We start from the raw sequence: 12,654 nt of genomic DNA, 5'->3' as shown, positions 1-12,654 counted from the left end.
CTTTTCTTTTATAGTTGTGGAGCGGTTTCCTTTGGTAGAATATCTAAGCTTATCAATGTTTGTCGCACCTCATCTGTAACTGCCTGTGATGGTGGTCCTAATGGCAATCTTAGCTTAGGATTAATTTTTCCCATCATACCAAGCGCTATCTTAGCTGGAGCAGGATTTGTATCTCTAAACAAAGCATCATTTAAAGGCATTAATTCGAAATGAAGGTCCTGGGATCTTTCTACATTGCCAGCAACCCATGCATTGTAAAGCTCTGCAACTTTAGCAGGCTCTACATTAGCTGTTGCACTGATAAATCCTGCACCACCAATAGCAAGCATTGGATAACAGAGTAGCTCTATACCTGAATAAAGAAGGAAATCTCTTCCACAGTTAAGGAGTACACGGTTTACATGCTCAAAGTCCTTATTCGCCTCTTTTACCCCTACAATATTAGGACAATCCTCTACTAGCCTCTTCATCGTAGTGACTTCCATATTAACTGCAGACCTTCCAGGAATGTTATAAATAATAATTGGGATTTTCACAGATTCTGCTACTATTTTGAAATGGGTATATAATGCATCTTGGTTGGGCTTATTGTAGTAAGGTACTATAACCATTGCTGCATCAGCACCCAGCTCCTCGGCGTATTTAGTAAGCTCCATCGTTTCATCATGATTAGTTGACCCAGTACCAGGAGCAAAAAATACACGTCCAGCAATTGTTTCACTGGCTATCTTCATCACTCTTTTGCGTTCTTCTATAGTTAATGAACTCGGCTCACCACTCGTACCAGTTACGGATATCCCATGACTCCCACTTTCTATTTGCCAATGGATAAGCCGCTGAAAGGTCTCAATATCTATATCTCCATTCTCTAAAAAGGGAGTAATTACAGGACAAATAGATCCTCTAAGCTTCTTTTTTGCTTCTTCATATGCCAATTTCTTCAACTCCTTATAATAGGTTTTTTCATCAACTTCATTCTTTTATTTCTTGATATTTACCTCCAAAAAACAAAAGCGGTTCATGTGGTTCATGCTTTAATCCAGTCACTCTTCCAATGAAAATAGTATGATCACCAGCATCAAGCTGATTGAATAGTTCACAGCTAATGACCGCAAGTGAATTTTTTATAATAGGTTGACCCTGATAGGTTTCAAAGGCAACAACTTCATCAGAGTTTAGCTGACCCGCAAATTGTTTAGAAAGATCTTTCTGATTAGCTGCCAAGATATTTATGGCAAATTTTTTGGATGAATTGATGTAACCAAGCATCTTAGCCTTTTCTCCAATACTTATAGCCACAAGCTTGGGTTGCAGCGAAACTGACATAAAGGCATTAGCCGTCATTCCATGTATTTCATCATCCACCTGTGTAGTAATTACTGTAACCCCGGTAGCAAAGCTGCCCATTATGGTTCTGAATAATTGATCTTCTATCTCATTTTTAAGTTGCTGCATGGAAAAGAAACTCTCCTTTCTTAAATCAGGCTATAAAAGTATGCCTGCTTCTGTTTTGGTTCTATTTAAAAAGCTTGTTACCATATCCTTATATGGTTGTTTATTGAAGCTATCATAATACGCGTTGGACATTCGTACTGGATCACCAAAGAAATAATATTCGTAAAGTGCTTGACGATTTCCAAATGCACTGATAGATATATCCCAAGCTAAACGGAACAGCTGTACACGTTCTTCCCCATTCATGTTAGCCCCTTGTGTGTAGCGATGCACTAAAGGACCCACTTCCCCATTGCTAAAGTCATCTTCGGTAGGAAGCGCCATCAATCCAGAGGCACCCAAAATTTTGATAATTTCATTCATTCTCTGATACATTTTAGGGAACCAGTTACGTGCTGCATTTAAAGGTTCAAAATCTGGAGTCATATTGCCATATTGGTCTATCTTGGCGTTATGCTCTGCACGGTATAGATGAGATCGCATAACTTCAAGTATCACCATGATTTCACTTGCCTTTTCCTTTACATGCATAAACTTATCTATTCCGATAGCCTCCATCATACTTATAACAACACCAAGAATAAATTCAGTTTTCACTACGTTTTTCGAAATTACTTGGTGAGTCATGTGAATAACAGCATTCGTTTCTGCATAAGTTCGATTGCAAATATCCGTACTCTCGCAAACAAAAACTCTTTCCCAAGGAACTAACACATCTTCAAAAGAAATGATTGCATCGCTTTCATCAAATCTGGAACCTAGTGGATGATCCCATTTACTCTTACCATAATCAAAGGATTCACGAGAGAGAAATTTTAAACCAGGCGTATTATTTGGAATGGCAAAAGCAAAGGCAAAGGGATCGTCCACAGTTCCTGGAGTTCTATTTATCGTGGATGGAAATACGACCAGTTCATCTGTAATTCCTCCTAAGGTAGCTAAAAGTCGACAGCCATTCACAATAATCCCGTCCGCTGTCTTTTTAGTAATCCGCGCTGACAAGAAAGGGTCCTTTTGCTCTGATTGAGTTAGCATAGAACGGTTTACCTGCGGGTGAATAAGAGTATGAGTAAGGCTGATATCATTTTCTCTCGCATATTCGTAATAATTTTCGGCATTCTTTGCAAACTGTTTGCTTCCTCCACCTTCTTGTGCAAAAAACTTACTTGCAGTTCCAAATGCCATGATGCTTGTATTCAAATAATCAGGAGAGCGTCCCATCATACCTCCCGAGAAGGCTGCCCATTCACTGTGCATTTCTCTTCTTTTAAATAAATCTTCCTTTGTCTTTGGAGCGATAAAGGAAAGCCCCACTTTATCCCCGGTGGTTGGTGATGTATATAACATTTTTTCTTGTTTTTCATGTTGAAGATCATACAAACCGGCAACACTTTCTACTACATTTTTAAATGCTGCATGAGAAGTCACGTCATCCACTTTATCTCCGTGTATCCATACTTCTGTTTGACGATCCTTTATACCTTGAATATATTCCTTTCCTGTTCTAGCACCCATAATTATTACCACCTTAATTTGAATTTTCTGAATAAAATAAATAAAAATATACGAAATAATATATGATTTTAACTATACTTTTATCAAAAACGACTATGAATATTATTTTGTTTATAAGTTCCTAAATCACTAAATTCAACTAGTTCCATAGAAAGTGCTAGATATCTTTTATTCATTGCAACCTCAAAATGACCTTTAATAACTTCAAATATAGCTTCACAAACCTCTGCCTTTATTTCTTCTGATCTACCCGCAGCAATCTTTAATGTGGCATGTAAGAAAGCATCATCCTCTGTTCCATCAGCAACTCGATAATCCTTTAGCTCAATTGCTCTAGAACGGATTCCTCCAATTGGAAAAACATTTTTTCTAGATATAAGTATTCGATGAACTTCCTCTAATAGTTGAGGCACTTTTATGTCTTCCTTCAAATTATCTGTGTACTCCACAATAAAATGAGGCAAGTAGATCCCTCCAATAATTTATCGTTTTATGAAAACTTCGTCTGCAATTATTGTATTAGTTAAGCGACCAATTCCTTCAATTTCGGTTACAACTACATCCCCCACTTTAGTGTCCACTGATCCTTTTGGTGTGCCCGTTAGAATGACGTCATTTTCACTCAATGTCATAAAACTGCTTAAATATTCTATAAGTGAGGGAATATCAAAAATCATATCTTTTGTAGAACCTTTCTGGACGAGTTTATCATTTACATACGTATATATTTGGAGATTCATAGGATCTCGTATATCCATCGCATCCACTAACCAAGGTCCAAGAGGTGTGCAAGCATCTCGATTTTTAACTCGTAAATTTGGCCGATAATAATTCTCTAGATAATCCCTTATCGCATAATCGTTTGCGATACTATATCCTTTGACATATTGGTACGCGTCTTCTTTTTTAATATTTTTGGCCTTCTTACCGATAACAACAGCAAGCTCACATTCGTAATGCATGTACGAAACATCGGACGGTCGACAGGTGTATCCATTGTGACCAACAAACGTATTCGGTCCCTTTAAAAAAATCAGAGGCTCAGAAGGTGCATCAAATGCCAATTCTGTAGCATGATCAGCATAGTTTAGACCTAATGCAAAAGAAGTTCTTGGAATAATAGGCGTTAGCCACGTCACTTCATCCTGCCGGACAACTCTGCCGTCCTCCAGCTTTATATGAGCGTCACATTCTATTGCGTAATGAATAGCTCCACCATATGCAACACGCGCTTTTTTTATGGCAGCCACCCCTTTTCTTCTTCCACGATATAATTCTCTAAAAATCCTATTTGATCTATATGAATTCTCACCTTATCTCCAATGATCACTTGGGGAGAATTAGTGGAGATTCCTACAAGCAAAGTGTCACCGATGTCTAATGTCATAAATTCGGTGATATCAGCTAACAATTTTGCAATCGGACGAACTAATGTATAGTTGTGCTTTTCTAGTTTTAGCTCCTCGTTAACGAAAATCTTAATAGTAAGTCGATTGGGGTCTTTAATCTCCTTTGCCTCTACTATCCATGGGCCAATCGGACAAAAACCATCTCTTGTTTTGTACGGGACAGCTGGACGAAAAAAACTCTCGTGAGGAATGCTGACATCATTCACTATTGTGTACCCAGCTATATAGTTAAAAGCTTCGCCTTCTTTTATAGCTACTGCCCTCTTACCAATAACTACCCCTAAGGATGCACCAATTTCTAGGGTTTTGATTTCTTTTGGCATTAAAATAGGTGCGCCATTGTAGCTGATTGTATTTGCTGGCTTTATATATAGAATTGGTGCATTGGGAGGAGCGTCATATGGCTTTTGAAGAAACTTCTCCTCCATTTGCAACAAATCTTCCTGGTAGTTAAGCAAGGTTCCATATACAGTTCCACTAACGGGGGAACCAATAGGAAAACTATTGATATCATAACTTTTACCATTTAAATAATACGAATTAGTAAGTGGGTTAGCTTTCACTGTTATTAGTTCGTTAACATGTTGATGCTTAATATTTGCTAGACACATCTGCCTCGCCCCCCTTAGATGGATAACAAAGCTTTGTCGCTCGTTAACTTCTCTCCTCGAATTCGCTGGAATTCTTCCATTAGTTTGGTTATCGTTAAATTTCTTTTTTCCTCATCATCCACCTCTAAGATGATTTGGCCTTTATCCATCATAATTAGTCGATTACCTAAATCTAAAGCCTGTTGCATATTGTGGGTAATCATTAGTGTTGTCAATTTATCCTTCTCCACCAGCTGCTTTGTCAAGCTTGTTATTAGTTCCGCTCTGGACGGATCTAATGCTGCTGTATGTTCATCCAAAAGCAATATTGAGGGTTTCGTAAAGGTAGCCATCAACAAAGAAAGTGCCTGCCTTTCTCCTCCAGATAACAATCCAACTTTTGCATTTAATCTATTTTCAAGATTGAGGTGTAAAGTTTCTAGGGAAGATCGAAAAAATTCCCGTCTTTTCTTATCGACGCCAATTTTGAAACTTCTTTTTTTGTTTCTCGAATAAGCCATTGCGAGATTTTCTTCAATTGTCATCGTCGGCGCAGTCCCTGCCATGGGATCCTGAAAGACCCTTCCAATCATTTGAGAACGTTTATATTCGGGCATTTTCGTTATATCCTTGTCAGCAATTTCTACCACACCAAAATCTGGAGCCAGGGCTCCCGAAATCATGTTGAGCATAGTTGATTTGCCTGCTCCATTACTGCCAATCACTGTCATAAAGTCACCGGGATGCAGTTCAAGATTGATTTGGTCTAATGCTACCTTCTCATCTGGAGTTGCTTCATTAAAAAGCTTATTAATCTGATTGAGCTTTAACAATGGGAGCCCCCTCCTTCCTTATCATTGATTGGCTCTCTTTTAATCTTTCAGTATGCCGCCTTGCCTTTCTATTTTTCTCTCTCTTTTTCTCAAGCAACTGAGGTAATATTAAAGCACCTATGACGATTACTGCCGTTATAAGCTTCATATCACCTGTATCTAGAAAATTTACTCGAAGCGCTAATCCAAGTACTATTCGATAAATAATTGCTCCTGCTATTACCGCAAAGGTTGTTCGGACGATAGTTTTTGTTCCAAAAATGGCTTCACCAATAATAACGGAGGCAAGACCAATCACAATCATACCTATACCCATGCCTATATCGGCATATTTAGCGTATTGGGCTATTAATGCACCCGAAAAAGCTACAAGAGCATTTGAAAAACCTAGTCCTACTATTATTAAAGTGTCGGTATTTGCAGACAGGCTACGAATCATTTTTTTATTGTCACCTGTTGCTCTTATAGCTAATCCAATTTCCGTTTTTAAGAACCAATCCACGATAAATTTTATACACGCCACTGCAATCAGCATTAGAAATAAAGTTCCCCAAGTGGATGGCAACCTCTCAATACCAAACAATTGAAAGAAGCTTGTAAATGCAGAATCGATTCCGAATTTACTCCAAAATGATTGAAACTGAATGAAGAGAGTCTCAGCATTTAACAACGGAATATTAGGCCGGCCTATAGAACTTTCAGAGGTTAGACCCATAATTCTTAAATTTATCGAATAAAGTGCAATCATCATTAATATTCCGGATAGAAGCGGATTTATTTTACCTTTTGTATGCAATATACCTGTCATACAACCTGCGATAAAACCGACTACAATTGCCATAGCTGTTGCCAAAATAGGATGATAACCAAAAATGATCATTGTTGCTGCAGTGCCAGCTCCAGTTACAAAACTACCATCGACCGTTAAATCAGGAAAATCTAGCACTCTGAATGAAATATACACTCCAAGTGCCATAATCGCGTATATGATTCCTTGTTCCATTGAGCCGAATATTGCTGAAAACATAAAGAATCACCCCCTAGTTATTCGCTCAATTCAGCTTTCCATTCGTCTTTTATCTCAACGCCAATAGTATCTGCTGATTCCTTGTTCATGATTAGTTTAAGCTTTTGTGGCACCTGTACAGGTATATCTGCTGGTTTGCTTTCGCCCTTTAATATTTTGACTGCCATCTGCCCCGCCTCATAACCTATATCGAAATATTCGAAGCCATAAGCCCCTAGTCCGCCACGCTTCACAGAGTCAAATTCTCCTACCATGACAGGAATTTTATTGTCATTTGCCACTGAGATTACGGATTCTAATGCAGAAACTACAGTGTTATCAGTAATAATATACATAGAATCTACTTTTCCTAGGAGTGATTCAGTTGCTTGTTTAACATCAGCAGTTGTAGCTACAGAGGCTTCTACAACAGTCATATCCATGTCTTGCAATAGTTCCTTAACAGAATCCACCTGGGAGCGTGAGTTTTGTTCTCCTGAGTTAAACACCATTCCAACCTTTTTTGCTCCAAGCTCTTCTTTCAAAAATTTCATCGTATTGGATATAGCATCTGGATGAGCATCTATCGTGCCTGTAACGTTACCTCCAGGCTTCTCCATCGAGTCTACTAGTTCTGCACCAACTGCATCTGTAACAGAAGTGAACACGATTGGAATATCTTGAGTAGCACTCAGCGCTGCTTGGGCACTGCCAGTTGAGTTAGCAAATATTAGGTCTACATTGGAGCTAACTAGGTTCGAAGCAATGGTGGTGTTATTACTGTTATCTCCTTGTGCTATTTGATAATCATATTCTGCTTCAATACCTGCATCCTCTAATGCCTTTTGAAAGCCATCATAAGCTGCATTTAATGAAGGATGCTCCACAATTTGTGTTACACCGATTTTGTATGTCTTTGAGGCAGAAGCATCTTCTCCTGAGTCTCCACAGGCAGCAAACAATAAAGTTGAACTCAACAACAATGCTGAAAACCCTTTCCAGCTATTCTTCATTTCTTATCCCTCCAAATCTTTTTTGTTATTAAATGAAATATAAAATACCACAGTAAATTTATACTGTAAGAAAAGCCGTTAACTAATGGTAGCTTCTTTTTTTAGAGGTGAGAGATGAATCGCTTGTCCAAGCAATCCCTCCACAGACTCAAGAAGTGCCTCATTGAACCCAGGGTGTGTGTAGTTAGGAAATTTAATATCTTCCTCTTTAGCCGACATCTCTAAAAGTTGCAAGAAGGATCCGGACATTTCCAATGCTCCCTCACCAATCATATGAATTCCTTCTATCAAATCATTTGTATTATTAGAAATAACTTTAATAAATCCATCTTTTTTTCCGGTTATTGTAGAATATCCATTACTAGCAAGCGGAAACTTGCTTACTCGTATAGATAGACCTAATTTTAGGGCCTGATGCTCTGTTAAACCAATTGATGCTACTGGAGGAACAGTATGAGCACAGTTAGGTACTATTGTTAAATCGACCTCGGGTTTTTCTCCCACGATCGAAGAAACTACTGCTTTTCCTTGTTTGATAGCCTTCCAAGCAAGCATCGGACCTTCCGTTACATCTCCTATTGCATAAACGTTTGAGATGGAGGTTTCCATATAATTATTTATTTGGATAAATCCATTTAAACTTAATTTCATACCTAGGCGTAAAATTCCCAGTTCCTCCAGTTTTGGTTTTCTTGTCTCTGGAACTACAAAATAGGATCCCTCTAAAATCACTTCCTTTTGTTGATCGGTTAGTAGGTTAATAGAGATACCATTTACATTTTCCTTAATCGTAAGAATTTCTTTTTTAGCAATCACTTTTATCTTTCTTTTTTTAAATATCCTTAATAGTTCTTTATTAATATCCTCATCAAAAGGCATTCCAGTATTAGTTTCTATTAACAAAGTTACCTCAGAGCCTAATGCTGCAAAGCTTGATGCTGCTTCAAGAGCTATATAATCTTGGCCATCTATGATCAACTGCTCTGGTAGCTTTTTAAGTTGAAAAAGTTCGAAGGGGTACAAAATCCGATTTTCTTTAGACTTAACGTAATCCGGTAAGATATTTTTACTTCCTGTAGCAATAATTATTTTGTCGAATTCATAAATATCAAATTGATGTCCGTTTTCTACTCCAATTTTGTTTTTCCCTATGAAGGAGGCTTTGCCTTGAATTATCTCCACTTTATTGGCTTGACAAAGTCTTTCTACACCTGTTTTCAGCTGACCTATTACTTTGGTTTGGTATTCCATTAGCTTGTATAGGTCTATTTCTTTAACGATAGTATCGACCCCAAACATCGCTAACTGTTCAGCTTCCGTCCGCCTCAACCCAACATAGGTATAAACCTTAGACGGTATGCATCCTTCGTTTAAACAAACTCCACCTATCTCTTTTTGCTCTATCAGTGTCACGGAAAGACCAAGTTGAGCTCCACGAATTGCCGCACTATAGCCCCCTGGACCACCTCCAATAATGATAAGATTTCTTTGATGGCTAATTTCTCCTACTACCATCTATATCATCTCCAAAATCAGTTTATGTGGATTTTCTATTAAACTTGAAAAACGATTAGAGAAAGCAATAGCTGTTGCACCGTCTGCAACACGATGATCGAATGACATCGATAGCGTCATAATATGCCCTATAACAATCTCATCATTTTCATTAACAATAGGTCGCTTTTTGGTTTTATGAAAAGCAATTAACGCAGTCTCTGGAAAATTGATAATCGGTGTTGCTGCAATGCTACCTAAAGGTCCAACATTACTAATTGTAATAGTGCTATTTTGCATTGCTGACAGATGTAGAGAACCAGCTACAGCTTTTTGGGTTAAGTCTTTGATTTCGTGATTTATTTGCTTGAGAGATTTTTTATCTGCATCATGGAGTACAGGAACAATAAGTCCATTTTCTGTGTTGGTGGCTAGGCCAATATGATAGGTTTTCTTGAGGAGTATCCGACTGTTTTCTTCATCAAGTTCGGCATTGAATATCGGAAAATCCTTTAATGAAATGACAAGCGCTTTCAAGAGAAAAGCAGAAACACTTATAGAATTACCCGCTGCTTTTAATTGTTCTTTCATTTCTAATAGATTAGTCATATTCACTTCGTCAAAATGGGTTACATGTGGGATTGTAAAGAGTGATTTCTTCATATTTTCTGCAATTTTTTTTCTGATTCCTCTATAAGGAATTTCTTCTGAGTGAGATGGAGCATTAAGTTTTTCAGCTATAAGCTGTTTTGGTTCTATCTTCTTGTTGGTATTATCTAGGAAACTAATAACATCCTCCTCTGTAATTCTTCCAGAAGGATCTGAAGGGATTATATCCTCTAGGTTTATATTATGTTCCCGGGCAATTTTCCTTGTATAAGGTGTAGCAAGTACTCTCTTATAAGTAAATTCAACCGAGTTCTCTTCTATTTTTGAAGGATTACTGCTGCCGTTTTCTTTAATTAAACCCTTTACTGGCTGACTTTTCTGTGAATGATCTCCACCGGCACTTTCTAAGGAAAGAAGACTTGTTCCTACTTTTACCGTCTCACCCACAGCAATTTGAATCTCTTTAACTATACCTGTACAGGGAGAAGTAAGTTCAGCGACCATTTTATCAGTTTGAACTTCCACAAGAGGCTGGTCAGTTTGCACCATGTCTCCGACTTTAACTAAATAGTGGGTGACTTCCCCTTCAGTCATTCCCTCTCCAATATCATGTAACTTAACATCAATCATTCATTTCCCTCCTTAAAAATGAATTACTTTCTCAATCCCCTCAAGCACTCTTGCAGGGGTAGGTAGATAATGTTCTTCTAAAGTAAAGAAAGGAACCGGTACATCAAAACCTGTAATTCGCTCAATTGGTGCTCTTAAATAAAGGAATGAGGTATCATTTATAATGGTCACTATGTCATTGCCTAACCCACCTGTAGGATGAGCCTCATGAATGATTACCGCTCTGGTTGTTTTTTGTACGGAATCGGCAATTGCTTTCCTGTCTATTGGATAAAGTGTCAGGAGATCTATAATTTCACATTGTATTCCTTGTTTGTCTGCTAGCTCAGCAGCTTTTTTTGCAACAGATACCATTGCTCCCCATGCAATGAGTGTAACATCTGTCCCTTCACGTATAATCTTGGCTTTACCAATTTCCACCTTATATTTGTTTAAAGGAACTTCTTCTCTTATGGAGCGATAATTTTTCATTGGTTCTAATACAAGCACTGGATCGGGATCTTCCATCGCTGCTATCAGTAAGCCCTTTGCATCATAGGGACTTGATGGGCACACAACCTTGATTCCCGGCATATGAGTAAATAAAATCTCTGTGCTATCAGAATGGATTTCAGGTGCACGAATACCAGCTCCATAAGGTGCTCTGATTACCATAGGAACTGTGAAACGCGACATAGATCTCATTCGAATTCTCGAAGCATGGGTCATTATTTGCTCGTATGCTGGATAAATAAAGCCTAAAAATTGAATTTCTGCTATAGGTTTAAAACCATTTACAGCTAAGCCGATAGAAGCTCCTATTATTCCTGACTCAGAAAGTGGTGTGTCTATTACTCTATCAACACCAAACATTTCTTGTAGGCCCTCTGTAGCACGGAAAACTCCTCCATTTTTCCCGACATCCTCACCAAGCACAATTGTCCTTTCATCCTCTTCTAAAAGGACTCTCATTCCATCGTTTATAGCTTGAATTAATGTCATCTGTTTCGCTGTTTCCTTAGTAGCACTGGTTTGTCTTAGTTGCGTCATAAATTATTGCCTCCCTAAATATGCAAGATATGCATCTTTTTGTTCTACTAATTGATCAGGCATTTCAGCAAATACATGATTAAACACATCTTCAACATTAGGTGGCGGAAAGTTTTCCATTTCTTCTATTGCAGCGTCTATTTCGTTGCTAATTTCCTCTTTAGTTGCTTGTATCCATTCTTCATTCCAATAGTCATAGTTCTTCATAAATAACTCAAATCTATATATGGGATCTACTATATTTTCTCCTTGTGAAGCATTTCTGTATTTAGAGGGATCATCTGCAGTAGTATGGGCCCCTTTTCTCCAAGTCACCGCCTCTATTAGAGTAGGCCCATGACCTGCTCTTGCATATTCAATTGCTTTTTGCGTCTCAAAATAAACGGCGAAGCAGTCGTTCCCATCAACTCTAACACCGGGCATACCATATGCCATTGCTTTTTGAGCAATAGTTTCGGAATTCATTTGTTTCTCAGTAGGAACAGAAATTGCAAAACCGTTATTTTGATTGAAGAAGATGGCAGGTACTTTAAAAACAGTAGCAAAGTTCAAACCTTCATGGAAATCACCCTCGGAAGTAGCCCCATCACCAAAGTAAGCAATAGCAATATTTTGTGTACCCTTTCTCTTTTCTGCCCATGCAGCACCTGCTGCGTGAGGAAGCTGAGTAGCAATCGGCACTGCTGGAGGGAAAATATTCCTTGTTTTAGGTGATACACACCCTTCCAATCTCCCATTCCAATAAAGGAATGTTTTCGCCATACTTTTACCAAATGTTAAAGTTGCTCCATGATCTCGGTAGGTGGGAAAAACCCAATCTTCTTCCTTTAAAGCAAGTGCACTTCCTACCTGTGAAGCCTCTTGCCCCTCGAAAGGAGCGTAGGTTCCTAAGCGGCCTTGTCTTTGCAAGTTAATTGCTTTTCGATCAAAAGTTCGAATTCTGAGCATATGAAAATAAAGTTCCTTTACCAAACCTTCCTCGATTTGCTCATTAAAGCTTTCATTCAGAAGATGGCCTTTTTCATCTATTATTTTCTTCATAGGATAATTTTGGTTCACTTAACTTCCCTC

Annotated in this window: 13 protein-coding genes; all 13 read right to left on the bottom strand. The window is 38.2% G+C overall.

Annotated features, from left to right (window positions below):
* Window positions 1–8: 8 nt before the first annotated feature.
* The 13 genes from hpaI to pdhA all read right to left on the bottom strand — a co-directional run bounded on the left by hpaI (window position 9) and on the right by pdhA (window position 12,642).
* On the bottom strand, window positions 9–935 hold the full coding sequence (gene hpaI / locus D0S48_RS01920) for a 2,4-dihydroxyhept-2-ene-1,7-dioic acid aldolase (protein WP_151109705.1): 927 nt from the start codon (window positions 933–935) through the stop codon (window positions 9–11).
* Window positions 936–972: 37 nt separating this feature from the next.
* The gene (locus D0S48_RS01915) at window positions 973–1,434 is read right to left on the bottom strand and encodes a flavin reductase family protein (RefSeq protein WP_151113656.1); all 462 of its coding nucleotides are present in this window, start codon (window positions 1,432–1,434) and stop codon (window positions 973–975) included.
* 51 nt (window positions 1,435–1,485) lie between these two features.
* Complete coding sequence (hpaB, locus tag D0S48_RS01910) at window positions 1,486–2,970, bottom strand: 4-hydroxyphenylacetate 3-monooxygenase, oxygenase component (RefSeq protein WP_151109703.1); 1,485 nt, start codon at window positions 2,968–2,970, stop codon at window positions 1,486–1,488.
* 83 nt (window positions 2,971–3,053) lie between these two features.
* Window positions 3,054–3,434, bottom strand: coding sequence for a 5-carboxymethyl-2-hydroxymuconate Delta-isomerase (locus D0S48_RS01905; RefSeq protein WP_151109701.1), 381 nt, complete (start codon window positions 3,432–3,434; stop codon window positions 3,054–3,056).
* A gap of 18 nt (window positions 3,435–3,452) precedes the next feature.
* Complete coding sequence (locus tag D0S48_RS01900) at window positions 3,453–4,211, bottom strand: fumarylacetoacetate hydrolase family protein (RefSeq protein WP_151113654.1); 759 nt, start codon at window positions 4,209–4,211, stop codon at window positions 3,453–3,455.
* Complete coding sequence (locus D0S48_RS01895; RefSeq protein ID WP_151109699.1) at window positions 4,208–4,990, bottom strand: fumarylacetoacetate hydrolase family protein; 783 nt, start codon at window positions 4,988–4,990, stop codon at window positions 4,208–4,210. The genes D0S48_RS01900 and D0S48_RS01895 overlap by 4 nt, the downstream gene beginning before the upstream one ends.
* A gap of 14 nt (window positions 4,991–5,004) precedes the next feature.
* Window positions 5,005–5,802, bottom strand: a complete 798-nt coding sequence (locus D0S48_RS01890) for an ABC transporter ATP-binding protein (RefSeq protein ID WP_151109697.1) — start codon at window positions 5,800–5,802, stop codon at window positions 5,005–5,007.
* The gene (locus tag D0S48_RS01885; protein ID WP_151109695.1) at window positions 5,780–6,829 is read right to left on the bottom strand and encodes an ABC transporter permease; all 1,050 of its coding nucleotides are present in this window, start codon (window positions 6,827–6,829) and stop codon (window positions 5,780–5,782) included. The genes D0S48_RS01890 and D0S48_RS01885 overlap by 23 nt, the downstream gene beginning before the upstream one ends.
* Before the next feature lie 17 nt (window positions 6,830–6,846).
* Complete coding sequence (locus D0S48_RS01880; protein ID WP_151109693.1) at window positions 6,847–7,821, bottom strand: ABC transporter substrate-binding protein; 975 nt, start codon at window positions 7,819–7,821, stop codon at window positions 6,847–6,849.
* Window positions 7,822–7,899: 78 nt separating this feature from the next.
* Window positions 7,900–9,336: a dihydrolipoyl dehydrogenase family protein gene (locus D0S48_RS01875; protein ID WP_151109691.1), complete on the bottom strand. Its 1,437-nt coding sequence runs from the start codon at window positions 9,334–9,336 to the stop codon at window positions 7,900–7,902.
* Complete coding sequence (locus tag D0S48_RS01870; RefSeq protein ID WP_151109689.1) at window positions 9,337–10,554, bottom strand: dihydrolipoamide acetyltransferase family protein; 1,218 nt, start codon at window positions 10,552–10,554, stop codon at window positions 9,337–9,339.
* A gap of 12 nt (window positions 10,555–10,566) precedes the next feature.
* Window positions 10,567–11,583, bottom strand: a complete 1,017-nt coding sequence (locus D0S48_RS01865; protein ID WP_151109687.1) for an alpha-ketoacid dehydrogenase subunit beta — start codon at window positions 11,581–11,583, stop codon at window positions 10,567–10,569.
* Between the two features lie 3 nt (window positions 11,584–11,586).
* The gene (gene pdhA, locus D0S48_RS01860) at window positions 11,587–12,642 is read right to left on the bottom strand and encodes a pyruvate dehydrogenase (acetyl-transferring) E1 component subunit alpha (protein WP_151109685.1); all 1,056 of its coding nucleotides are present in this window, start codon (window positions 12,640–12,642) and stop codon (window positions 11,587–11,589) included.
* Window positions 12,643–12,654: the final 12 nt, after the last annotated feature.

The sequence above is a fragment of the Psychrobacillus sp. AK 1817 genome (genome assembly GCF_008807035.1).
Taxonomy (GTDB): domain Bacteria; phylum Bacillota; class Bacilli; order Bacillales_A; family Planococcaceae; genus Psychrobacillus; species Psychrobacillus faecigallinarum.
Note: the sequence above shows the minus strand (reverse complement) of the source record. Positions and strands in the feature narration are given on the sequence as shown.